Annotated in this window: 15 protein-coding genes; 10 read left to right on the top strand and 5 right to left on the bottom strand. The window is 68.9% G+C overall.

Annotated features, from left to right (window positions below):
* Positions 1 to 157 precede the first annotated feature (157 nt).
* Complete coding sequence (locus ACYQ2W_RS13500; RefSeq protein ID WP_459867909.1) at positions 158 to 811, bottom strand: TetR/AcrR family transcriptional regulator; 654 nt, start codon at positions 809 to 811, stop codon at positions 158 to 160.
* 412 nt (positions 812 to 1,223) lie between these two features.
* On the opposite strand from ACYQ2W_RS13500, the gene ACYQ2W_RS13495 reads away from it, so the two are divergent.
* Entirely contained in the window at positions 1,224 to 1,466 is a 243-nt protein-coding gene (locus tag ACYQ2W_RS13495) for a CopG family transcriptional regulator (RefSeq protein WP_459867906.1), read from the top strand.
* Positions 1,463 to 1,915 (top strand): PIN domain-containing protein, encoded by a 453-nt coding sequence (locus tag ACYQ2W_RS13490; protein ID WP_459867903.1) that lies wholly within the window; start codon positions 1,463 to 1,465, stop codon positions 1,913 to 1,915. Before ACYQ2W_RS13495 ends, ACYQ2W_RS13490 begins: the two co-directional genes overlap by 4 nt.
* Positions 1,916 to 1,941: 26 nt before the next feature.
* Here ACYQ2W_RS13490 and ACYQ2W_RS13485 read toward each other — a convergent pair whose 3' ends face one another.
* From ACYQ2W_RS13485 to ACYQ2W_RS13475, 3 genes are all read right to left on the bottom strand, one after another.
* Positions 1,942 to 2,832 (bottom strand): MBL fold metallo-hydrolase, encoded by an 891-nt coding sequence (locus tag ACYQ2W_RS13485; RefSeq protein ID WP_459867900.1) that lies wholly within the window; start codon positions 2,830 to 2,832, stop codon positions 1,942 to 1,944.
* A 263-nt stretch (positions 2,833 to 3,095) separates the two neighbouring features.
* Entirely contained in the window at positions 3,096 to 3,956 is an 861-nt protein-coding gene (locus ACYQ2W_RS13480; protein ID WP_459867897.1) for an HDOD domain-containing protein, read from the bottom strand.
* Positions 3,957 to 4,046: 90 nt separating this feature from the next.
* On the bottom strand, positions 4,047 to 4,994 hold the full coding sequence (locus ACYQ2W_RS13475) for an HDOD domain-containing protein (protein ID WP_459867894.1): 948 nt from the start codon (positions 4,992 to 4,994) through the stop codon (positions 4,047 to 4,049).
* A gap of 233 nt (positions 4,995 to 5,227) precedes the next feature.
* Between ACYQ2W_RS13475 and ACYQ2W_RS13470 the strand changes: the two genes are divergently transcribed.
* Entirely contained in the window at positions 5,228 to 10,255 is a 5,028-nt protein-coding gene (locus ACYQ2W_RS13470) for an excinuclease ABC subunit UvrA (RefSeq protein WP_459867891.1), read from the top strand.
* Positions 10,256 to 11,181: 926 nt separating this feature from the next.
* Positions 11,182 to 12,927, top strand: coding sequence for an Eco57I restriction-modification methylase domain-containing protein (locus ACYQ2W_RS13465; RefSeq protein ID WP_459867888.1), 1,746 nt, complete (start codon positions 11,182 to 11,184; stop codon positions 12,925 to 12,927).
* Positions 12,928 to 13,020: 93 nt separating this feature from the next.
* Here the strand turns inward: ACYQ2W_RS13465 and sodB are convergent, their stop codons facing one another.
* Positions 13,021 to 13,593, bottom strand: coding sequence for a superoxide dismutase [Fe] (gene sodB / locus ACYQ2W_RS13460; protein ID WP_459867885.1), 573 nt, complete (start codon positions 13,591 to 13,593; stop codon positions 13,021 to 13,023).
* Positions 13,594 to 14,005: 412 nt separating this feature from the next.
* On the opposite strand from sodB, the gene ACYQ2W_RS13455 reads away from it, so the two are divergent.
* The 6 genes from ACYQ2W_RS13455 to ACYQ2W_RS13430 form a co-directional block, all read left to right on the top strand.
* A complete protein-coding gene (locus ACYQ2W_RS13455) occupies positions 14,006 to 15,562 on the top strand; it encodes a hydantoinase B/oxoprolinase family protein (protein WP_459867882.1) in 1,557 nt (518 codons plus the stop codon).
* Positions 15,562 to 17,466: an SEC-C metal-binding domain-containing protein gene (locus ACYQ2W_RS13450; protein WP_459867879.1), complete on the top strand. Its 1,905-nt coding sequence runs from the start codon at positions 15,562 to 15,564 to the stop codon at positions 17,464 to 17,466. Before ACYQ2W_RS13455 ends, ACYQ2W_RS13450 begins: the two co-directional genes overlap by 1 nt.
* A gap of 454 nt (positions 17,467 to 17,920) precedes the next feature.
* On the top strand, positions 17,921 to 19,291 hold the full coding sequence (locus ACYQ2W_RS13445) for a toll/interleukin-1 receptor domain-containing protein (protein WP_459867876.1): 1,371 nt from the start codon (positions 17,921 to 17,923) through the stop codon (positions 19,289 to 19,291).
* A 5-nt stretch (positions 19,292 to 19,296) separates the two neighbouring features.
* Positions 19,297 to 20,283, top strand: a complete 987-nt coding sequence (locus ACYQ2W_RS13440) for an AAA family ATPase (RefSeq protein ID WP_459867873.1) — start codon at positions 19,297 to 19,299, stop codon at positions 20,281 to 20,283.
* 3 nt (positions 20,284 to 20,286) lie between these two features.
* On the top strand, positions 20,287 to 22,953 hold the full coding sequence (locus ACYQ2W_RS13435) for an SUMF1/EgtB/PvdO family nonheme iron enzyme (protein ID WP_459867870.1): 2,667 nt from the start codon (positions 20,287 to 20,289) through the stop codon (positions 22,951 to 22,953).
* A gap of 298 nt (positions 22,954 to 23,251) precedes the next feature.
* Positions 23,252 to 23,821: nucleotidyltransferase domain-containing protein (locus tag ACYQ2W_RS13430; RefSeq protein WP_459867867.1), on the top strand; the 570-nt coding region annotated here is incomplete at its 3' end.

Genomic DNA, 23,821 nt, shown 5'->3' with positions numbered 1-23,821 from the left:
CAATGCCTTCGGCTGTGATCAGTGGAGGGCTGCAGTGGTGTTCGGTCAGGGCTTTTTTACCATGGAGGGCATGAAGGGAAGCTTTGATTCGATATCATCTCTTCCCCTTCATATCCTTCGTCCCTGGTCATACCCTTCATGGTGAAATACCAAGGCGTCAAACCGAAGACGAAGGCCGGCAGCCGTGTTCGAAGAGCAGGGTGTTGTGGGCGATGAAGCGTTCCAGCAGCTCCCCTTTCAGCGGGCCGCCAAACATCTCTTCGATCGCCGGGTGCATGACGAACGGCATCGCCGCCAGGCTCATGAAGGAGAAGCCGAGCATCGTCGGGTCGATGTCGGTGGCCACTTGGCCGAGGGCCTTCTGGCGGTCGATCATGCGCACGAAGAGCGCACGCAGGCGGCCTGGCAGCAGCTCCATCATGTAGTCGCGGGCGGGACCGGCGCCGAGGCCGAGGGTCTTCACCACCAGCGGTGGAAACTCCGGATTCTCCGCCATCACCCGGCTGTGGAGATCGAACAGTTCGCCGAACCCCTCCGGCTTCTCGGTGCGCCCCAGCGCCTCGACCCGCAGGAAGAAGGGCTCGATCACGTCGGCCACCATCGCCTTGTAGAGCCCCTCCTTGCTGCCGAAGTAGTAGTGGATCATCGCCGAGTTGGACTCGGCCTCTTCGGCGATGCGGCGAATGGTCACCCGGTCGTAGTCGTCGCGCAGGAAGGTGGTGCGGGCGGCCTTCAGCAACCGTTCCCGCACGTCGCTCCCCTCCCCGACCGGCCGGCCCGGCGACCGCTTGCGTTGAACCTTTGCGTCCATCGAAACACCACCTTTAATTAATCGAATGATTAAAGCTAGTCGATTCGAGGGAGGGGGGGAAGGGGAGGAATTAATCGGGGGGTGGGAGAGGGTTAAACGAGGTGTTGATATCTGGTCGCCAGCGCTGGTCCGGGTAGGACGGATCCGGTTACGACGCTCTGTGTCGTAACCGGTGGCACTTGGACGCTCTGCGGTCTGATTTCGGGTGCGGCGGTATTCGGGCGTCGCGGCGCCGACGCGGAGCGTCCATGTCGATCTCCTCTGCCGGCATGTAGGCCGGGTTACCACGCGGAGCGTGGTAACCCGGGGTGGTTTCGATTGGACCTGTTTCCACAGCCTTTTCCTGACACCTGACACCTAGTCTGTGCTATGGTGATTTGGTGATAATGCACCAATCCTCCAGGAGGTACCCATGGCCCGTCTGACCATCAATCTGACCGACGAACGCCACCAGGCGCTGAAGGAGGCTGCGACGCGGCGCGGCAAGAGCATCGGGGCGCTGATCGAGGAGAGTCTGGAGTTCTACGGTATCAAGTCGTCCCGCTCCGCGGCCCGCCTGGTGGCGCAGGCGCGGGCGCGGTCCGGGATGGGGGAGGACGAGGCGATGGCCCTCGCCGTGGCGGAGACCCGTGAGGAGCGCGGGGAGCAGCGGTGATTGTCGCGGTCATCGATACCACCACCCTGGTCAGCGGCCTGATCACCGCAAACCCCTATTCGCCGACGGCTCTGGTGGTGGACGACATGGTGCGCGGCAGGTTCCCGTTCCTGCTCTCGCCGGAGTTGCTCGGCGAGTACCGCCGGGTGCTGTTGCGGCCGAAGCTGCGCAAGCTTCACGGCTTGTCGGAAGAGGAGGTGGACGCGCTGCTCACCGAGATCGTTACCCAGGCGGTGTGGCGGGAGCCGCGGGGCGGGCCGCCGGCCCCGGACCCGGGGGATGATCACCTGTGGGCGTTGCTCGAACTGCATCCCGGTTCGGTGCTGGTCACCGGGGATCGCGCACTGCTGGAGCAGCCGCCGGAGGGGCGGTCGGTGCTGACGCCGCGGGGCTTTTTGGAGGCTGCGTCGGTGGGCGCTACGGGCGTTCAGGACGGAGCGCGGGGGTAGAGGGAGAGGTGTGAGGTCGAATTGCCTTAGAACTCCACCACCAACCCCTCCTGCGCCAGCAGGATCTCGGGGTCGCCCTCCTGACGGGGGTGGCGCGCCAACGCCTCGGCGAACACCGCCTCCAGCTTGTCGTCGCGGCGGGTCGGCTCGTGGTGGGTGCAGAAGAGCTTCTTCACGCCGGCGGCGCGAGCGATGGCAATGGAGGTGTCGTAGGTACCGTGGCCCCAGCCCACCTTGCCGGTGGTGTACTCCTCCGGGGTGTAGGAGGAGTCGGCCACCAGCACGTCGACGCCGCGAATGACGTCGAGGATCGCTTCGTTTTTCTGCGCGATCATCTCCTGGTACTGCTGGTAGAAGCTGTCTTCCGGGGAGTAGATATTGGCTGGCGGCTCGTGGTCGCCGGTGAAGAAGAACGACTTGCCCTCGCAGTCGATGCGGTAGCCGAAGTTGAGTACCGGATGGTTCATCAGTACCGGGGTGACGGTGGCGGCGCCGGCCTGCACCGGCTGGTGGTCCATCACGTTGATGTACTCGAGGCTCGCCTTCAGCTCCGCCTCGCGCACCGGGAAATAGCTGTACTCCATCTGCACCCCGAGCACCTCGCGGATCCCCTTCTGGGTGATCGGGTCGAAGGCGCCGTGGATGCGCAGGTTGTTGCCGGGGACGAAGATCGGGATGAAGAAGGGGAGTCCCTGGATGTGGTCCCAGTGGGTATGGGTGATGAAGATGTGGGCGGCCAGCGGCATCTCGCCGAGCAGGCTCTGGGAGAGCGGGAAGATGCCGGTGCCGGCGTCGAGGATGATGATGTCGCCGGCGTCGGTGCGGACCTCCAGGCAGGTGGTATTGCCGCCGTAGCGCACGGTGTTGGGACCGGGGGAGGGAATGGAGCCGCGGACCCCCCAAAAGCGCAGTTTCATGCTGGCCGACCTCTTCTAATTCTCATCCCCGAGAGTTAACCCCAAACCGCGCCGGAACGCAAAGGGGCGGTTTTCGGTTGTGGGGGAGATTCAATGGCGAGGGGGGATCGGCGGTTGGATCGGGGGGATCGGCGGTGCTCACATGGCCGGAGCCTTCAGTTATGTGCCGCGCTTTGTTCGGTGGCCGTTCCGTTCGACACGGCGCCCCGCGGGCGCCGTGTCGAACGGAGGCACTGCATTGAAGCCTCGCGTTGGAAATGGATTCAGGCCGCCGGTTTGCCGCCGATGAAGGCGGTGGCCTTCTTCAGCTCGTCCTGCAGGGCGTCCATATCGGCGAAGAGCTGTTTGAGGGGGCCGCCGAGGCGACCGCTGATCGAAGGGGGGATCGGTTCGACCAGCGGGTTGCCGGAGTCGCCGAACTGGAGTTTCTTCACGACCTGGTTGGCGACGAAGACGCAGTCGCGCATCAGGGTGGGCTCGCCGCTCAGCGCGTGGTGGTCGCGGGTGGCGCCGATCAGTTCGTCGGAGAGCTTCCACTTCTCGCAGAGCATGGCGCCGGTCTCGGCGTGGTCGGTGCCCATCATCTGTCGCTCCGCCTCGTGCAGGGCGATCCCCTCGTTCTGCGCCATCTCCAGGGCGGCGCGGAACTCGTCGGCCATGAACAGCGCGAACACCGCCTTGCCGAAATCGTGGAGCAGGCCGGCGACGAAGTAGTTGCTCGCTTCCATCTCCGGAATGCCGCTCTTCTGCGCCAGGGTGCGGGCGGTGGTGGCGGTGGCCAGCGAGTGGGCGAGGAAGGCGCGGACGTCGAAGCCCGCCTTGTTGCTCGACGGCAGGGTGCCGATGGTGGCGATGGAGAGCGCCAGGTTCTTGATCGTGTTGAGGCCGACGTAGACCACCGCGTGGTTGATGTTCTGGATCTTGCTGGCCAGGCCGAAATAGGGGGAGTTGACCCACTTGAGCAGCTTGGCGGTCATCACCACGTCGCGTTCGATCACCTCCACCAGGTCCTTCGGCAGGCAGTTGATGTCGGCGGTCAGCTCCATCACCCGATGGACGCTCTCCGGGAAGGCGGGCATCCGTTCGACGGCTTCGGCGAGTTTTTGGTAAAGGTCTTCCGACATCCGGGGTGGCGCGTTTTCGTAGTGATTATGCGCGCATGATAGGCCGGTTGAGCCACCGTCGCCAATCGTGGCGGCGAGGGCGGCGGGCGCTCAGGCGGCGGAGCGGGAGGCGGGCGGGGCGTCGGGGAAGAGGGCGCGCACCATTTCCAGGTTGAGGTCGAAGCCGTTGAGCAGCCGCTCCACCGCCGGTTCCGGCAGGCGCTTGCGGCGCAGGGCGAGGTGGGCCTCGCCGAGCAGGTTGCCGTAGAAGAGCAGCCGGCCGAGGGGGGGCATCTGCGCCGGGGTGCTCTTCTCGGCGTGGGCGCGCAGCGCCTCCTGGTAGATCTCCGGCAGTTGCCATGCCTTGGCCACCTCCACCGACAGTTGGCGGGAGCTGGCGAGGATGAGTTTGACCAGCACGTAGGGGCGCGGCTTGAGGTCGGGATCCATCACCCGCAGCGTCTCCACCAGCATCTGGAACAGCACGATCTTGCCCACGTCGTGGATCAGCCCCAGCAGGTAGGCGTTGAAGGTGTCGATGTCGTGCCGCTTGGCGATCGCCGCGCAGGCCATGGCGCACTCGCTGGAGTGGTCCCACAGCTGCTGGCCGAACAGTTTGAAGTAGATCGGCCGGATGTTGAGTACCGGCTGCATCAGCGAGGTGAGGACCATCGAGCGCAGGCCGTTGAAGCCGACGGCGAGCGTCGCCTGCTTCAGATTGGTCACCTCGCGGTCGCCGCGGCGGAACAGTGCGCTGTTGGCCAGCCGCACCATCTCCGCGCTGAGTGCCGGATCACCCTTGATCAGGGAGATCAGCTCGTCGGCGGTGACCTCCGGGTCGTGCAGGCGACTGAGGAGCGCGTAGGCGGTGGTCGGCAGGTGGGGGATCTGTTCCGTCGACAACTTGCCCGCCAGGGCCTCGGTGATCTCGTCGTGGAGCCGCTGCTCCAGCTCGTTGAGTTCGTCGTCGGCGAGTGCCGCCGCGCCATACATCAGGTCGATGAAGGCGTCGGGCAGTTCCACCTGGGGCTGCTGGGGGCGGGGTGATGGCATGGGCATGGCGGTGTCGGATATCCGTATGACGTTCACATGACTATATGTAGACCGTGTTCTCCGGTCCAGTAATGGAAATGCGTAGCAGTGTAGGTGATTTCTTACGTTGCTGTACGGACTTTATCGATTGGTGGTGTCTTCCGGCACCGATTTGTGACGGTTGCGCGGTGTGGTTCCCGCCCGTTGCCGCGCCTCGTACAATCCCTTTCCTTCCCCGACCGCCTTCCGCAGGAGTCCCGATGGACGCCATCCGCATCCGCGGCGCACGCCAGAACAACCTCAAGGATCTCGACCTGGACCTCCCCCCGGGGGAGCTGATCGTGGTCACCGGGGTCTCCGGCTCCGGCAAGTCGTCGCTCGCCTTCGACACGGTCTACGCCGAGGGGCAGCGTCGTTACGTGGAGACTTTCTCCCCCTACGCCCGCCAGTTCCTCGACCGCATGGATCGTCCCCGGGTGGAGCGCATAGAGGGGGTGCCGCCGGCGATCGCCATCGACCAGACCAACCCGGTGCGCACCTCCCGCTCCACCGTCGGTACCATGACCGAGCTCAACGACCACCTGAAGCTGCTCTACGCCCGTGCGGCGGCGCTCTTCTGCGGCGGCTGCGGCCGGCCGGTGCGGCGCGATACCCCGGACTCCATCGCCGACCGTCTGCTCGCCGAGCTGGCGGGCGAGCGGGTGGTGGTCACCTTCGCGGTGACGGTGCCGGAGAACTTCACCGTGGAGGAGGTGAAGGGACTGCTCGCCCAGCAGGGCTACACCCGCATCCATGCCGAGGCGGGGCGGCGGCTGGAGGTGGTGGCCGACCGGCTGCGCGTCGAACCGGCGCGCCGCGGGCGGATCGCCGAGGCGCTGGCCGGCGCACTCCACGCCGGCCACGGCACGCTCACCCTCTACCCGCTGGACGAGAACCGCGCGCCGGGCGCCCCGCTGCGCTTCTCCGCCGACCTCCACTGCCCCGACTGCGACCTGCACTACCAGGAGCCGACGCCCAACCACTTCTCCTTCAATTCGCCGGTGGGGGCATGCGATACCTGCCGCGGCTTCGGCCGGGTGATGGGGATCGACTGGTCGCTGGTGGTGCCGGACGAGTCCAAGTCGCTGGCCGGTGGGGCGGTGAAACCGTTCCAGAGCGATTCCTACTACGAGTGCCAGGTGGAGCTGATGCGCTTCGCCAAGCGGCGCAAGATCCCCACCGCCACGCCGTGGTCCGGGTTGACCGCGGAGCAGCGCGCCTGGGTGATCGAGGGGGAGGGGGATTTCGACGATGGCGTCTGGTATGGCGCGAAGCGCTTCTTCGACTGGTTGGAGAGCAAGAGCTACAAGATGCACGTCCGCGTGCTGCTCTCGCGCTACCGTTCCTATGACCGCTGTCCCGCTTGCCATGGCGCGCGCCTCAAGCCGGAGTCGTTACTCTGGCGGCTGACCGGCGGCGCGCGCCAGATGAATCTGCCGGAGCTGTTGGCCCTGCCCATCGACGAGGCTCATGCGTTCATTCAGGCCCTCGATCTCGGTGGGGGGATGGACGAGGCGATGGAGTTGCTGCTCGACGAGATCAACCACCGGCTCCGTTATCTGGTGGAGGTAGGGCTCGGCTATCTCACCCTCGACCGCCAGTCGCGCACCCTCTCCGGTGGCGAGGTGCAGCGGATCAACCTGACCACCGCGCTCGGCACCTCGCTGGTCAATACCCTGTTCGTACTCGATGAGCCCTCCATCGGCCTCCACCACCGTGACATGGGGCGGGTGATCGGCGTGCTCGAACGGCTGCGCGATGCCGGCAACACCCTGCTGGTGGTGGAGCACGACGAACAGGTGATGCTGGCCGCCGACCGCATCCTCGACATCGGCCCCGGCCCCGGCGAGCAGGGCGGCGAGATCGTCTTCTTCGGCACGCCCGATGAACTACTCGCCGGAAAGATTGGCCACGGAGCCACGGAGGGCACGGAGAAGAGGGGGGCGCGCAGACGGCGGGATCTCGGAACGTCCACTCTCCGTGTCCTCCGTGGCTCCGTGGCCAATCCCCCTTCCCTCACCGCCGAATACCTTTCCGGTCGCATGCGGGTCGCCCCGCCCGCCGCGCCGAAACCGCCCGCCGAGCATTGGCTGGAACTCCTCGGCGCCTCCGAACACAACCTCCGGGAGGCCGACCTGCGCCTTCCGTTGCAGCGTCTGGTCTGCGTCACCGGCGTCTCCGGCTCCGGCAAGTCCACCCTGGTCCGCGACTGCCTCTACAACGCGCTGGCCAAGCTCCAGGGCAAGCCGGAGGAGACCCCCGGTGCCCATCGCGAATTGCGCGGCTGGGAGTTCGTCGATGATGCGGTGATGGTCGATCAGAGCCCCATCGGCAAATCCGCCCGCTCCAACCCGGTGAGCTACGTCGGCGCCTGGGACGCCATCCGCAAGCGCTTCGCCGCGGAGCCGGAATCGACTGCCCGCGGCTACACCGCCGGCACCTTCAGCTTCAACTCCGGCAACGGCCGCTGCCCCACCTGCGGGGGGACCGGCTTCGAACATGTGGAGATGCAGTTCCTCTCGGACGTCTACCTGCGCTGCCCCGAGTGCGACGGCCGCCGCTACCGCCCCGAGGTGCTGGAGGTGACCTTCACCGCGCCGAGCGGCGAGGCGCGCAGCATCGCCCGGGTGCTGGAGATGACCGTCACCGAGGCGGTCGCCTTCTTCGCCGGCCAGGCCGATGTGCTGCGCGGGCTGGAGCCGTTGCAGGCGGTGGGGCTCGGCTATCTGCGGCTGGGACAACCAACGCCGACCCTCTCCGGCGGCGAGGCGCAGCGGCTGAAGCTCGCCGGCCATCTCGCGAAGTCCGCCAAGGGGCGCAAGGGGGAGGGGGGCAAGCTGTTCATCTTCGACGAGCCGACCACCGGGCTGCACTTCGCCGACGTGGCGGTGCTGATGGAGGCGTTCCAACGGCTGTTGGAGGTGGGGCACTCGTTGCTGGTGATCGAGCACAATCTGGATGTGATCGCGGCGGCCGATTGGGTGATCGACCTGGGGCCGGAGGGCGGTAGCGGCGGTGGGCGGGTGATTGCGGAAGGAACGCCGGAGGTGATCAGGGGCGTCGAGGCGAGCCACACCGGCCGGAGTCTCAAGGAGCATGATCAATTGTGGGAGCGGCCCCTAGGCCGCGATTCTTCCCGGAGCGGCTCCCGCTTCCCTGCTCGCGCCGCATACCTACATCCCTGTAGGCAATCGCGGCCTAGGGGCCGCTCCTACAGTGGAAACGAGATCTCCATCCACAATGCCAGGGAGCACAACCTCAAGGGCGTCGACATCCGGATCCCGCGGGAGAAGTTCACCGTCATCACCGGCATCTCCGGCTCCGGCAAATCCACCATCGCCTTCGATATCCTGTTCAACGAGGGCCAGCGCCGTTACCTGGAATCCCTCAACGCCTACGCCCGCCAGTTCGTCCAGCCCGCCGCCCGCCCCGAGGTGGACGCGGTCACCGGCATCCCGCCCACCGTCGCCATCGAGCAGCGTACCAGCCGCGGCGGGCGCAAGAGCACCGTGGCGACGCTCACCGAGGTCTACCACTTCCTGCGCCTGCTGTTCGTCAAGCTGGGCACCCAATACTGCCCCGCGTGCGAGATCCCGATCGAGGCGCAGAGCAGTGAAGCGATCCTCGCCCGCCTGATGCGCGACCATCGCGGCGGCGAGGTGGAGCTGTTCGCCCCGCTGGTGGTCGCCCGCAAGGGCATCTACAACGAACTGGCCCAGTGGGCGGTGAGCCGAGGCTTCCGCGAGCTGCGGGTGGACGGCGAACTTTTGTCCACCGACCCCTGGCCGAAACTGGACCGCTACAAGGAACACGACATCGATCTCCCACTTGGATCGGCTAGCGCCGATCCGAGAAATGAGAAGGCATTGCGCGAGCTGTTGGAGCAGGCGTTGACCCACGGCAAGGGCGTGGTGAAGGTCTTTCCGGTGGGCACGACGTCCCCTGTAGGAGCGGCCCCCAGGCCGCGATCCGGCGCCAAAAAGAAAACCGCCCCGACCCGCTCGAAGCGCGGTGCCAAACAGGAGATCACCCTCTCCACCCACCGTGCCTGCCCCAGTTGCGGCCGCGGCTTCCCCGAACTCGACCCGCGCCTCTTCTCCTTCAACTCCAAACACGGCTGGTGCGAGTCCTGCTTCGGCACCGGCCTGAAGCTGACCGGCTTCGACGAGGAGCAAACAGGTGAGGAACGCGCCTGGAACGACGCCTATGACGGTGAGGCCAAGCCCTGCCCCGCCTGTCACGGCCAACGGCTGCGCCCCGAGGCGCTCGCCGTGCGCCTCGACGACCACACCATCGGCGAGATCGCCGCCCTCCCGGTAGCACTGGCCAACCACCTCTTCCGCCGCCTCAAGCTGAAGGGCCGCGAGGCGGAGATCGCCCGCGACGTGGTCGCCGAACTAAGCAGCCGCCTCGGCTTCCTCGAACAGGTGGGCCTCGGCTACCTCACCCTCGACCGCGCCGCCCCCACCCTCTCCGGCGGCGAGGGGCAGCGCATCCTGGCTGGCCGCCCAGCTCGGCTCCACCCTGCGCGGCGTCTGCTACATCCTCGACGAGCCGACCATCGGCCTCCATCCCCGCGACAACCGCATGCTCCTCGACACCCTGCGCGGGCTGGAGCGCAAGGGCAACACCGTGGTGGTGGTGGAGCACGACGAGGAGACCATCCGCGAGGCCGATCACCTGATCGACATCGGCCCCGGCGCCGGCCGCCTCGGCGGCGAGGTGGTGGCCCAGGGGAGCCTCGGCGATCTGATGCGGGCGAAGGACTCCGCCACCGGCCGGATCCTCGCCGAACCGCTGCGCCACCCGCTGATGGAACGGCGCAAGGTGACCGTCGACACCCCGCGGCTCGCCGTCGACAACGCCACCCTGCACAACCTGAAGGGGGTGGACCTGGAGATCCCGCTCAACCGCCTGGTCTGCGTCACCGGCGTCTCCGGCTCCGGCAAGTCCACCCTGGTGCGCGAGGTGATCCACGGCAACCTCCACCGATGGATTGGCGCCCATTCAAAAAAAGGGGGCCGCAAGGCCAAGGCGAACGGCTGCACCGGCCTCACCGGCTGGGAACCGATCCAGCGCATCCTGGAGGTGGACCAGACCCCCATCGGCAAGACCCCGCGCTCCTGCCCCGCCACCTACATCGGCTTCTGGGACGAGATCCGCAAACTCTTCGCCGGCACCCAGGAGGCGCGGCTGAACGGCTGGGGCCCCGGCCGCTTCTCCTTCAACGTCAAGGGCGGCCGCTGTGACGCCTGCGACGGCCAGGGGGAGCGCCGGATCGAGATGAGCTTCCTGCCCGACGTCGCCGTGCCCTGCGAGGTGTGCCGCGGCGAGCGCTTCAACCCCGAGACCCTGGAGGTCACCTACAAGGAGAAGAACATCGCCCAGCTACTGGCGATGAGCGTCGACGACGCGGTCGATTTCTTCGAAGCCCACCCGCGCATCCACCACGCCCTGCGCCTACTCCAGGACGTCGGCCTCGGCTACCTCACCCTCGGCCAGCAGAGCCCGACCCTTTCCGGCGGCGAGGCGCAGCGGATCAAGCTGGTCACCGAGCTGGCCAAGGCGCCGGCCACCACCCAGCACACCCTCTACGTGCTCGACGAACCCACCGTCGGCCTGCACATGGCCGACGTCGAGAAGCTGATCCGCGTCCTCCACCGGCTGGTGGAGAACGGCCACAGCGTGCTGCTGATCGAGCACAACCTGGACGTGATCGCCGAGGCCGATCACCTCATCGACATGGGGCCGGAAGGGGGCGAGGGCGGTGGTCGGGTGGTGGCCGAGGGGACGCCGGAGAAGGTCGCCCAGCGCAAGCGCGGATCCCATACCGCGCGCGCCCTGCGGGAGTTTTTGGCGGGCTAGCCCTGCCCGGCACGACGCGGAGCGTCTTGAAGGCGGCGCGTAACCACGCGGAGCGTGGTTACGAGAGATAGCGCCCTTCACGGTCGTTGCGTAGTGCGGCGCTCCTTCCGAATGCACTGGTCACGACCCGAATCCACTGGTCACGACGCTTTGCGTCGTGATCCACTGGTTACGACGCTTTGCGTCGTGACCGGCCCACCTTGGACGCTCTGCGTCCTTTCCCCCTCGATGAATCGTGTGGATTTTGTTTTTATGGTGTATATATAATCATACCCATCGCACCCGTAGCCCGACAGGATGAGGCCGCCCCATGTTCCCAGCCTCCAGTCAGCTGGACCTCCGCTGGCGAGAAGAGATCGCCCCGTCCCGCTCCCCCGCGGTGATCGCCGCGACGGAAAGGAAGACCGCCGCCGGCGAGGCCGGCAGCGACGAGGCCGGCTCCCCCCGCCCCGAAGTGGTCGACTTCCTCCTCGATTGGATCGGCTACACCGAAGAGCGCCCGCTCCATCGGCAGCGCCTCCTGGAACCCGCCTGCGGCGACGGCGAGTTCCTGCTGCCGATCATCGACCGCCTGCTGCGGGCGTGGCGCGCCAGCGGCGACGGCGGCAAGCCCGTGGATGCCCTGGGTGAGGCGATCCGCGCGGTCGAGGGGCGGTTCGAGACCCATGAGTCGACCCGCAAGGCGGTGGTCCGGCTGCTCCGGCAGGAGGGCATTCCCGCGCGGGCCGCCGCCGTCCTCGCCGACCGCTGGCTTACCTGTGACGACTATCTCACCACCTTCCGCGCCTCCGGTTTCGACTTCGTGGTGGGCTGCGTGCCCCTCTTCCGCGGCGAGTCGATCCACTCCGCCCTGCTGTCCACCTACCGCCTCCGCTACCGCAGTTTCCACGACCGGACGGATCTCACCGCCCCCTTCATCGAACGCTCCCTCGCCGCCCTCGCCCCCGGCGGGAGCTGCGCTTTCATCGGCAGCGATCGCTGGACGAGACGGCGCAGCGGCGCGCCTCTGCGGCGCCTCGTCGCGGACCGCTTCCACCTGCAGGGCTACGTCGAATTGAACGAGACCCCCGCCTTCCATGAAGAGGTGATCGACGCGCCGGCCCTCTTCCTCATCGGGCGGGGGAGGGCGGGCGCCACCCGGGTCGCCCATCGTCCCGCCATCGAACGCGCCGGGCTGGCGCGTCTGGCCAGGGCGATGCGGGCGGACGCCCCGCCGAGACCACCGGGCACGCTTCGCGAACTGGCGTACGTCACCCATGGCGAGGCCCCGTGGATGCTCCGGTCGTCCGGCCAGATGGCCCTGCTCTCCCGCCTGGAGCGCCAGTTGCCGACCCTCGAAGAGGTCGGCTGCACGGTCGGCGCCGGTCTCTCCACCGGCGCCGACAAGGCGTTCATCGGCCGCTTCGACGACCTCGACGTGGAGACGGAGTGCAAGTTGCCGCTGGCGACCCCGCGGGATATCAAGGGTGGGAGGCTGGTATGGCGCGGCCAGGGGGTGGTCAATCCCGGTGCCGAGGACGGCACCCTCGTCGATCTGCGGCGCCATCCCCGCCTGCGCCGCCACCTGGAGGCCCACCAGAAGAGCATCGCCGACCGTCCCTGCGCGAAACGCTCCCCCGCCAACTGGTACCGTCTCCTCGACCCCGTTAACCCCGGCCTCGCGTCCCGGCCGAAGCTGCTGATCCCCGAGATCAAGGGCCCGCTGGTGGTGGTCCACGAGGCGGGCCGGCTCTATCCCCACCACCTGTTCAACTACGTCACGGCGGAGGATTGGAGCCTGCACGCACTGCAGGCCGTGCTGCTCTCCACCGTCGCCCGCCTGTTCGTCGTCGCCTACACCAGCGAATCGCGTGGTGCGCCCCTCCGCGCCCAGACCCACGCCCTGCGCCGCATCCGCCTCCCCCGCTGGACGGCGGTGCCCACGGCCCTGCGGGAGGAGCTGGCGCAGGCGGCCACAAATCAGGATCGGGAAGCCTGCGACCGGGCCGCCTTCGAGCTGTACCAATTGACCCCGGAGGAGCGGGAAATGCTCGGCGGAGCGGAGCCGCCGTCGTGATTCGGTGGCCCCCCCAACGAAAAGAGGGGCCGTAAAGGCCCCTCTTTTCCTCAACACCAAAATGATGATTCAGGGGGCCCCAAGCCCCCTAAATCATTTAGCGACGAACTCCCAGTTCACCAGCGCCCAGAACGCCTCCATGTACTTGGGGCGGGCGTTGCGGTAGTCGATGTAGTAGGCGTGCTCCCAGACGTCGCAGGTGAGCAGCGGGGTGACGCCGTCGGTCAGCGGGCAGCCGGCGTTGGAGGTGTTGACGATGGCGAGCGTGCCGTCGGCGTTCTTCACCAACCAGGTCCAGCCGGAGCCGAAGTTGGTCACCGCGGACTGGGTGAACTTCTCCTTGAACTCGGCGAACGAGCCGAAGGCGGCGTTGATCGCGTCCAGCAGGGCGCCGCTGGGCTCGCCGCCGCCGTTGGGGCTCAGGCAGTTCCAGTAGAAGGAGTGGTTCCACACCTGGGCGGCGTTGTTGAAGATGCCGCCGGCGGGCGCCGAGGTGATGATCTCCTCCAGGCTCTTGCCCTCGAACTCGGTGCCGGGCACCAGGTTGTTGAGGTTGGTGACGTAGGTGTTGTGGTGCTTGCCGTGGTGGAATTCCAGGGTCTCGGCGGAGATGTGGGGCTCCAGCGCGTTCTGCGCGTAGGGAAGGGCGGGAAGTTCGTAAGCCATGGTAGCTCCTTTGTGTAAAACGGCTGCAATAAAACCTAGTGAAATTGTCGGCTAATTTTAGAGTGGGTCCAAGGGGAATGCAACAGGAAGAAGATGTCAGGAGGGTGCGGGGGCCGGATTCCAGGTCAACCTTTGCTGAAACAGCATTTTCCTTCCCGGTGTCTTTCCCCAACATCGGCACTTCGTCCGATAGAACGTAGGTCGCCGCTACCGCGGCGACGCGAACGAAGGCACTGTCGAAAAATCTCGTACCCACCTCGCCGAACGGGGCGAAACCGTCGGAAAGGAGCTGCCGGGCCTACGCCCGCTGCTTCCGTTTGCGTCGCCGCGGTAGCGGCGACCTACGCGACCGGTAAGGGTTTCCCGCTCCCGAAAACCACGGAAGCCTGAAGCCCTGCTATCATCCCGCCCCATGAACGCCATCGAACTCTCCCTCTTCGCCAGCCGCATCGAGGCGGTGTGTGAGGAGATGGGGGCCTCGCTCCAGCGTAGCGCCTTCTCCCCCAACATCAAGGACCGCCTCGACTTCTCCTGCGCGGTGTTCGATCCCCACGGGGCGCTCTGCGCCCAGGCGGCCCACATCCCGGTCCATCTCGGCTCCATGGCCTACGCCATGGCCGGTATCGTCGAGCAGGTGGAGTGGGCGGCGGGGGACATGGTGATCCTCAACGACCCCTTCCTCGGCGGCACCCACCTCCCGGACGTGACCCTGATCGCGCCGCTCTTCATCGGCGGGCGGCTGGTGGGCTTCGTCGCCAACCGTGCCCACCACGCCGACATCGGCGCGGCGACCCCCGGTTCGATGCCGGTCTCCCGCTCGCTGGAGGAGGAGGGGCTGGTGATCCCCCCCTCCTACCTGGTTCGTCGCGGCCGGCTGGACGACGCCTTTCTCGCCTCGATCACCGGCGCCACCCGCAATCCGTTCGAGGCGCGTGGCGACTTCACCGCCCAGATCAGCGCCAACCGCCGCGGCCTGGCGCGGCTGGAGGCGTTGGTCGAGGGGCTGGGGGCGGCGGCCTACCTGGCCGCCCTGGCCGAGCTGGACGCCTACGCCGAGCGGCTGGCGCGCAGCGCCCTGAGCGGGATCCCGGCGGGGTGCTACCGCTTCCGCGACGTGATGGACGACGACGGCCATGGGGTGGAGGCGATCCCCGTCGTGGTGGCGGTGACGGTGGACGAGGCGGGCGTGCGGGTCGACTTCGCCGGCACCGCGCCCCAGGTGCCGGGCAACATCAACTGCCCGCTGTCGGTGGCCGCCGCCGGGGTCTACTACGTCTTCCGCTGCCTGATGCCGTCCCACACGCCGGCCGCCGCCGGCGCCTTCCGCCCCATCGAGGTGGTCGCCCCGCCGGGGAGCCTGCTCAACGCCCGCCGCCCGGCGGCGGTGGCGGCGGGCAACGTGGAGACCTCCTCGCGGGTGGTCGACGTGGTGCTCGGCGCGCTGGCCGAGGCGATTCCCGGGCGCATCCCGGCGGCCAGCCACGGCGGCATGAACAACCTCGCCATGGGCGCCCGCGGCGAGCGGGCCTGGGACTACTACGAGACCATGGGCGGCGGCATGGGGGCGGGGCGCGACGGCGGCGGCCTGTCGGCGGTGCAGACCCACATGACCAACACCCTCAACACCCCGATCGAGGTGCTGGAGATGCGCTATCCGCTGCGGGTGAAGCGCTACGCCGTGCGCCGCGGCTCCGGTGGCGGCGGGCGGCGGCCGGGAGGGGATGGGCTGGTTCGCGAGTTCCAGTTCCTCGAGCCGGCCACCGTGACGCTCCTCACCGAACGGCGGATTCAGTCGCCGTGGGGGCTCGCCGGGGGGGGCGACGGCGCGCCCGGCCGCAATCTGCTCAACGGCGATCCCCTGGAACCGAAGGTGACCCTCAAGGTGCGCAGCGGCGACACCCTGACCGTCGAGACCCCCGGCGGCGGCGGCTGGGGCGAGGCCCTGGCGGCGAAGCAGGAGCCTCATTGATGGAGTTCGATCCCACCGAACGCGCAACGTTCGACGATGCCATGACCCGCTTCCTCAAGGCGGCGGTCGGCCGCATCCTGACGCAGCAGGACCCGGAGCGCTTCCTCGCCTGGATGCGCCAGGAGGCGTTGCACACCTATCCGGAACTCTTCGGCGGCGCCCCGGACCTCTTCGCCGGGGCGGAGGAGCCGCCCCAGCTGCGCGCCGCGGCGCTGGCCATGGGGCGCGCCCTGTGGAACGCCACGCCGCTGCCCGGCAACGGCTACCGGCCCCGCCCGCTGCCGCCGATCCCCCCCGCCAACCCCTGCCCCTGCGGCTCCGGCGAGTCCTATCAGCGCTGCTGCCGCCAGGCCGACGCGCAGCTCGCGGTGCCGCCGGAGGTGATCTGGCCGCTGCTGATGGAACTGCTGCCGGCGGAGGAGGCCGAGCGGGTGGTGGGCGAGGGGGTGGTGCCGCTGGACACCGTCGGCCTGCTCGCCGAGCGGCTGATGGAGGCGGGGGCCTGGAAGCGGGTGGTGCGCCTGCTGGAACCGCGCTTCCTCGGGGAAGTGGAACGCTATGACGAACGGGACGAGCACCTCTTCGAGATGCTGATGGACGCCTACCTGGAACTGGGGGCCTCGCGCAAGCGCAGCGCCCTGGTCAAGCGGCTGCTGGAGGTGAGCCGGCCGCCGTTCCGTTCGGTGGTGTGGGAGCGCCACGCGCTGATGCTCAGCGACGCGGGCGACCGCGACGGGGCGTGGGAGGCGTTCCACCACGCCCAGCGCGACAACCCGGAGGGGGTCGGCATCGGCGCCCTGGAGGTGACCCTGCTGATGGCCGACGGCGATCTCGACCGCCTGCGCGAGCGCTCGCGCTACTGGATCGTGCGTTTCCGCCGCATGGGACTGCCCGCCGACCATCCCACGATGCAGCTCTTCGAGCGCCTGATCAAGGACCCGGCGGCCACCCTCGCCGCCATGGGCGGAGACGAGGCGGGGAGCGTCGCGCGGCTGATGGCGCTGCTGGAGGAGGCCGGCACGGTGCCGCCGCCCCTGTACCGGCCGCAGGCGATGGACCCGGACGACCCCCGGCGCCCCCATCTGCTGACCCCCCCGGCGGCCGTGCAGAAACTGGAGCTGGACTGGCACGAGGTGTGGCCGCTGGGCAAGCCCTTCTCGGTCAATCCCGGACCCTTCGACGAGGTGGACGTGTGGCTGCCGGAGGTGGCGGAGCACTGGCTCGGCTTCCTCGAACGCCAGCCGCAGGCCCTCGGCAGCCTGACCATCCTCGACGACCTGGCGATGGGCATCACCCAGCTCGAGCACGCCTACACCCAACCGGTGCTGAAGACCCTGTGGACGCCGCTGCTGCGGCGTGCCGAGGCGGTGATCGACCTGGCGCTGGCGGAGCGGCGCGGGATCACCCTGCCGTGGCTCGCCGAGGAGAACCGCCCCGTCCTGCGGCTGCTCGGCCACCTCGCCAGCCTCCACGACCTGCGCCACGACCGGGAGGCGGAGCGGGCGCTGCTGGAGCGGCTGCTGGAACTCAACCCCAACGACAACCACGGCCACCGGGTGCGCCTGATCGACCAGCGGCTGGCCGAGGGGGACGACGAGGCGGCGCTGGCGATCGCCGAACGCTACCCGGAGGACCCGCAGGTGGACATCTCCTACGGCCGTGCCCTGGCGCTGTTCCGCCTTGGCTGGCGGGAGGAGGCTGGCCGGGCGCTGGAAGCGGCGGTGGAGGCCTCCCCGCTGGTGGCGGAGTACCTGCTGGCCAAGCGGGTGCGCAAGCCGCGCATCGACCACTTCGGCGTCACCCTCGGCGGCCCCGACGAGGCGTGGCTCTACCGCGATGCCATGCGCAAGGTGTGGACGGGGACGACGGGGGCGTTGGCGTGGCTGAAGGAGATCTTCGGCTGAAGGGGAGCGTTCCGTTGAGACCACCGCGCCCCGTAGGGCGGATTAGCGACAGCGTAATCCGCCGGGAACGGAGGCACCTCCGCCGGAACCAGCTCCGATCCTGATTTTCGAATCAAACGAACGGCTGATCGTAGGTCGCCGCTACCGCGGCGACGCAAACGGAAGCCGCGGGCGGCGGGTTACGAGGTCCTTCCCGATTCCCTTGGCATCCCCGCAGAACGGACGGCACCCGCTCTCCCGAAAGCACTCCTGGTCGAACGAACGACCGATCTCGGCCCGAAACCGTCCGCTCAAGGCCGACTTCCCCAGCCTATTCAGGTCCCTCGGCCGTCTCAATCTCCTCAACCAAAACCCGAATACGCGATATCCTGTCACCTTTTGGGATTGCGGAGAACGCCGAGGAGAAATCGGTTCGGCGTGACCAATTGGTGTGACTCGGGCAAGGAAAGAGCAGATGGAGAGTGGGAAGCCCACGGTAAAGTTTTTCGTCTCCTACGCGCATGATGACAAGCGGCCAAAGGAGCGATTGCTGGAAAGACTGAAGGTGCGGCTCAAGGCCGATCCGGACTTCGCATACGAACTTTGGGACGATGGCGAGATCGTGCTCGGCGAGCGCTGGTCCGACGCCATCCGCGACGCGCTGAGTGCCTGCGATTTCGGTCTGCTGCTGGTCAGCTACCGGTTTCTGACCAGTGAATTCATCGGTGACCGGGAGCTTGCGCCCCTGTTGGCGGACGGGAAGGCGCTGCCCGTGGGACTCGACCGGGTGGCGTTGGACGGATCGGCGGATTTGAAGGGGCTGGAGGAGCTGCAGATCGCCCGTGACAAGAAGGGGCGCTTCTTCTCGCGCCTGAAGGATGAGTGTGCCAGGGACGACTTTATTGAGGAACTCTTCCTGAGTCTGCGCGCGGCGGTGACGAAGCGGATCGCCGAACGGCCCGCCGTTCTTCGGGGGGCTGCCGCGGCATCGTCGGCCAACCGCCCCCTCCCGCCGGATTCCCCCTTTCTCGAAACCATCCAGACCCGGATTCGCAAGGAGTTGGAACGGGAGCTCCTCGCCGGTCTGGTCGAGGCGCTGCTGCCGGACGGCCTCGGGGAGGAGCCCGCCGCGTCGGCCGCCCACCGGCTGGTCCGCGAACTGCCGGAAGTGGGGGCCGTGCAGGTGCTCTCCGATGCGGCACGCGAATGCCTTCCGTCGCTCCGCGAGCGGGAGAGGGCGTTGGCGGCGGAAGGGATTCGTACCGCGCTCGGCTGGCTGTTGTTGCGTTGTGTCAGTGAGGCGTGGCTGGCGGTGCACGGACGGCAGTTCGAAGGGACGAAGCTGCAGCTGGAGTTGCCGACCGAGACTCACCTCGGGGTGGAATTGGTGGTGGCGCGCAGCGGTGAGCGTCCGGCGAAGATCAGGACCGATCCGCAGAGCCCCGGCGTTTACGGCCTTAACGGTCTCTCCTCCTGTATTTCGGAGTGGGGCATCGAGCCGCAGTTCGGGGTGGACCAACTGAAGTGTGCCGTCTGGAAGGCGGTGTTTTGTGGCGGACGGCCGCCGGACCATTTCGGTGAGTGGGAGGATAAGACGTTGAACGCCGAGCTGGGCGCTTTGGCGCGAATCGGCGAGCCCTACTATTTCACCATCCCGCGGGGTGATGACCTCGACGCTCAGCGTGAACTGTTCCGCCGGCTGCTGCGCGACCTCTCCAATCTCTCGGCGATCTTCATCGGCACCGGCGAGGGGGAGGCCCTGCTGGTCAACGAATACACCGCCCAGGCGGAGGTTCGCCGGTTGCTGCTCTTTCTCGACACCACCCTTCACCACCCGGAATCGTGACCCCCATGACCGCCATTCCCACCACCTTGGGCGCCTGCCCGACCGATCGCCCCGTCACCCTTCCCGCCACCGCCACTTGGCCCGCCACCGTCCACCAGTTCGACGCGCGGACGGTGGACGCCATCCGCGCCGCCCAAGCGGCGGAACGGCCGCTGCTGGTGCGCGGCGAGCCGGGGACCGGCAAGAGCCAGCTGGCGCGGGCGGCGGCCCACTGCCTCGGCCGGCTCTTCGTCGCCGAGGTGATCCACGCCCGCAGTGAGGCGCAGGAGCTGCAGTGGCGTTTCGACGCGGTGGCCCGCCTGGGCGAGGCCCAGGCCCTGGCGGCGGCGGGGGGCGGTGACGTGCGCGCCCAGCTCGACCCGCTCCATTTCCTCAGCCCCGGCCCCCTCTGGTGGGTCTTCGACTGGGACTCCGCCGAGGCGCAGTACCGGCGCTGCCGCCACCCCCAGCGCCGCCCTACCGCCCCGGAGGAATGGACGCCCAAGGACGGCAGCGTGCTGCTCATCGACGAGATCGACAAGGCGGACGCCGACCTGCCCAACGGCCTGCTGGAGACCCTCGGCAACGGCGCCTTCACCGTCCCCTACTGCCACCAGCCGATCGGCCTGAAGGCGGAGGTGCCGCCGCCGCTGGTGATCATCACCACCAACGAGGAGCGGGAGCTGCCCGGCGCCTTCGTCCGCCGCTGTCTGGTGCTGCATCTGGGGCTGCCGGAGGAGGAGGACGAACTGGTGGCGTGGTTGATGGAACGGGGGGCGGTCCACTTCGGCGAGCGCTGCGGTGAGCCGGTGCGCCGGGAGGCGGCGGTGCAACTGTGGCGCGATCGCCAGGAGGCGCTCCGCCAGGGGATCACCCCGCCCGGTCAGGCGGAGTATCTCGACCTGCTGCGCGCCGTCGGCCGGCTGGCCGAGGGGGAGGAGTCGCAGTTGGAACTGCTGGGCCGGATCCAGGGCTTCATGCTGCAGAAGTTCAGCGGCCTGGGGAGCCGTTGAGCGGTGCGGGATCGGCGCGCCGTCCCCCGCCGCTCCGCGGTCTCCCGGGCCGATCTGCTGGAGTGCTTGGCGGAGTTGGGGGAGGCGGCCCTGGTGGGGGCCGCGCCGCTGTTCGGGTTCGTCCATCGTGAAGCGGCGTCGGTTGCCGCGGTCCAGCCCGCGACGGTCGTTTCGGCACCGCGCCCGTCATCGTCTCCTTCCGAACGCAAACCTCCAGACAAGCCCGTTACTCCATCATCAGAGCGCTTTCTCTACGTGCGGGACCGTCAACGTCTCGAACCGGATGCCGGCGCGCAGGAGGCCCCGGCATGGGTGCGCGAGTCCGGGATTCTGCAAGAGGAGCCCGCCGGGCGCCCGGCGCCGCCGCCGCCGCGCCCCCTGGCCCGTTGGGCCCGTCTCTGGCCCTTCCTCAAGACGGTCCTCGGCGAGGAGGCGGAACGGGGCGAGGTCGATCTGCCGCGGCTGGTGGCGCGGCTGGCCGAGGGGCGGCCCTGCCCGCGGTTGCCGCGCCGCCGCCGCGCCGGTTGGGCGCCGCGGGTCCAACTGGTGTTCGATCTGGACCCCGGGCTGCTCCCCTATTGGGAGGATTTTCACGACCTTCACCAACGTCTCCAGCGGCTCTACGGGCGTGCCGGCCTCGAGGTGGTGGTGCTGCGCGACGGGCCGGAGGGCCGCGCCTGGCGGCTCGGCGACCGCGAGCCGGTACCGCGCGCCTACCATCCGCCGCCACCGGCGACCCCGCTGCTGCTGCTGAGCGACCTGGGCGGGCTCACCGGCCGCCAACGTGCCGACGCCTGGCAGCGGCTGGGGCGCCGCCTGAGCGGGGCGGGCATCGCGCCCGTCGCCCTGCTCCCGTGTGCCGAGGCCCATTGGCCGGCCCACGCCGAGCGCGGCTTCCGGTGTGCCCGCTGGGGCTGGGAGGCGCGGCCCTCCATCCGGCGCGAGGCGTCGCGGCGCAGTCCGCCGGCGGAGGCGGCGGTGGAATCCCTCCTCGCCCTGGCCGCGTCCGCCGTGCGCCTCGAACCGGCCCTGATGCGGGAGCTGCGCCACCTGCTTCCCGGTCTGGACGCGGGGGTGGAGGCGCGGCTCTGGTCCCATCCCCACGTTGTTGCCGGCCTCACCGCCGCCGCCCTCCGCGAGGAGTGGGTCGGCTATTACCAGGAGCGCTTTCGGGCCCTGCCGGAGGGGCTGAAGGCCGCGGCGGCGGCGGCGATCACCCGTCATCACCGCCACCTGCCCGAGTCGCTGCGGGCGGTGGAGGGGCTGATCCTGGGCGACCTGCTGGAGCGGCCGGCGGAGGCGGCGGAGGCGTTCCTGCGCCGGGCGGTGGCGACCCTGGTGAGTCCGGGGGCGTACCGCTATCGGGAGGGCATCGCGCCGTGGGGGCGGCGGATGGTGGCGCGGCTGGGGAGCGGGGTCTATCGGCGGAGCGAGGGGTGCGCGGCGTTGTGGGCGGAGCTGCACCGGGAGGCGTTGATGGGGGAGGCGTTGGTGGGGGAGGGGGGCGTCGCGCTGCCGGCGGGGTTCCCGCTGGAGCGGGTGGGGTGGCTGCTGGGCGGCGGCGGGGCGGAACGGCGGCTGGCGCTGCTCCAGCGGGGGGCGGCGCTGGAGCTGGCGGCGGCGGAGCCCGACGGGCGGGAGGCGTCCGCCGCCCCGCTGGCACGGATCGCCTCGGGGAGCGCGTGGCTGCGGGTCGAGGCCGAAGGGGGCGCGGAGCGGCTGGTGACGTTCCGCGAGGGGGTGCGGCTGCCGCTGCCGGAGGGCGGTCTGCGGCTGCGCAGCGATCGCGAGGCGGTGGAGCTGGGGTGGATGGCGCCGCCGCCGTGGGCCGAGGCGATGGGGCGGGACGGGCGCGGGCTGTTCGCCGAGCTGGCGGACGGGCGGCGGATCCACTGGCCGGAGCGGCCGGCGTGGGCCGATGCGGCGGGGTGGGACGCGTTCGGGGTGTGGGCGGAGTTCGCGGTGGAGGGGGTGTGCCAGCGGATGCGCTGGATCGAGCCGGGACGGTTTTGGATGGGCTCGCCGGAGGAGGAGTGGGGGCGTTCGGGGGATGAGAGGCGCCACGAGGTGACCCTGAGCGAGGGGTTCTGGCTGGCGGATACCGCCTGCACCCAGGCGCTGTGGCGGGCGGTGACGGGGGAGGATCCGAGCTTGTTCAAGGGGGCGGAGCGGCCGGTGGAGCAGGTGAGCTGGGAGGATGTGCAGCGGTTCATCGCCCGTCTCGACGCCCTGCGGCCGGGGCTGGCGCTGCGGCTGCCGACCGAGGCGGAGTGGGAGTACGCCTGTCGGGCGGGGCGGGAGACGCCGTTCTGGTTCGGCGAGGCGATCACCCCGGAGCAGGTCAACTATGACGGGAACTATCCCTACCGCTCCTGGGAGAAGGGGATCTACCGCCGGGAGACGGTCGAGGTGAAGGCGCTGCCCTGCAACGGCTGGGGCCTCCACCAGATGCACGGCAACGTCTGGGAGTGGTGCGCGGACCGGTATGGGGACTACCCGGCGGGGCCGGTGACCGACCCGACGGGTCCGCAGGCCGGCGCGATGCGGGTGATTCGCGGCGGGTCGTGGGGCGGCCTCGCGCGCAACGTGCGCGCCGCGTGCCGTAGCCGCGACGGCCCTGGCGACCGTGACGTCATCCTTGGCTTCCGTTGCGCCCGAGTTCAGGCGTGAGCCGGCAGGGAGGAGCGGAGCCCGGCCGCCCCGACGCAGCCGCGCAGGCGGAGCGCGCGGATCGTCGGGGCGGAGCGGCGGGTGGCCACCGCCGCCGTTTTTGTCGGGGGCGTCGATTCCCATCGGGCGCCCCGCGGGCGCCGTGCCGAACGAAACCGCCCCGCCTTCCCGCACGCCGCGGCGCCCGCGGGGCGCCCTATGCCGACCTTTCGGTGCCATTGCGACCAACTTTTTGTGTGCAATCCGGATGTACGGCCGGTAGCATGGCGATGACGTTCCAGGAGGGACCCCTGCTGCCATGACCGACGCCCGCCCCGTCTTCGCCGATCAACTCCCGGAGTATCGCAGTCCGCGGCTACAGCTCCGGCGCAAGGCGGAACTCGCCCACCTCCCGGAGGCGAAGGCGGACCGGTTGCGGCGGATCGCCCGGTGGATCTGCGAGGTGGTGCCGGTGGACTGGGTGATCCTCTTCGGCAGCTACGCCCGCGGCGACTGGGTGGAGGACCCGGAGACCGGCTACGCCTCGGACTACGACCTGCTGGTGATCCCTTCCGAACCTTCTTTGACGGACAACACCCGCCTGTGGGCGCGGCTGGAGCGGGACCTGCGGGCACTGGCCGATCCCATCCCCGTCACCCTGCTGGTTCACCCCCTCAAGGAGGTGAACGACCACCTGCGTCAGGGGCAGTACTTCTTCACCGACATCGTCAAGGAGGGGATCGCCCTGCGGGATGCCAACCGCACCTCGCTGGCGATTCCGCCGAGCTTTATCCCGCCGGAACAGCGGCTGAAGCAGGCGAGCTTCGATCTCAACTACTGGTTCAACAGCGCCAACGAGTTCTGGCGCGGCACCGGCTACTACATGGCC

The sequence above is a fragment of the Endothiovibrio diazotrophicus genome, from assembly GCF_054657215.1.
This window is presented reverse-complemented; position numbering and strand designations above follow the sequence as displayed.

What these genes read in the sequence shown, in the direction of transcription:
- ACYQ2W_RS13495 (WP_459867906.1), top strand. Translation starts at nt 1,224, where the DNA reads ATGGCCCGTCTGACCATCAATCTGACCGACGAACGCCACCAGGCGCTG.
- ACYQ2W_RS13475 (WP_459867894.1), bottom strand. Translation starts at nt 4,994, where the DNA reads ATGCCCATGCCATCACCCCGCCCCCAGCAGCCCCAGGTGGAACTGCCC.
- ACYQ2W_RS13455 (WP_459867882.1), top strand. Translation starts at nt 14,006, where the DNA reads ATGAACGCCATCGAACTCTCCCTCTTCGCCAGCCGCATCGAGGCGGTG.
- sodB (WP_459867885.1), bottom strand. Translation starts at nt 13,593, where the DNA reads ATGGCTTACGAACTTCCCGCCCTTCCCTACGCGCAGAACGCGCTGGAG.
- ACYQ2W_RS13440 (WP_459867873.1), top strand. Translation starts at nt 19,297, where the DNA reads ATGACCGCCATTCCCACCACCTTGGGCGCCTGCCCGACCGATCGCCCC.
- ACYQ2W_RS13485 (WP_459867900.1), bottom strand. Translation starts at nt 2,832, where the DNA reads ATGAAACTGCGCTTTTGGGGGGTCCGCGGCTCCATTCCCTCCCCCGGT.
- ACYQ2W_RS13480 (WP_459867897.1), bottom strand. Translation starts at nt 3,956, where the DNA reads ATGTCGGAAGACCTTTACCAAAAACTCGCCGAAGCCGTCGAACGGATG.
- ACYQ2W_RS13445 (WP_459867876.1), top strand. Translation starts at nt 17,921, where the DNA reads ATGGAGAGTGGGAAGCCCACGGTAAAGTTTTTCGTCTCCTACGCGCAT.
- ACYQ2W_RS13500 (WP_459867909.1), bottom strand. Translation starts at nt 811, where the DNA reads ATGGACGCAAAGGTTCAACGCAAGCGGTCGCCGGGCCGGCCGGTCGGG.
- ACYQ2W_RS13450 (WP_459867879.1), top strand. Translation starts at nt 15,562, where the DNA reads ATGGAGTTCGATCCCACCGAACGCGCAACGTTCGACGATGCCATGACC.
- ACYQ2W_RS13470 (WP_459867891.1), top strand. Translation starts at nt 5,228, where the DNA reads ATGGACGCCATCCGCATCCGCGGCGCACGCCAGAACAACCTCAAGGAT.
- ACYQ2W_RS13465 (WP_459867888.1), top strand. Translation starts at nt 11,182, where the DNA reads ATGTTCCCAGCCTCCAGTCAGCTGGACCTCCGCTGGCGAGAAGAGATC.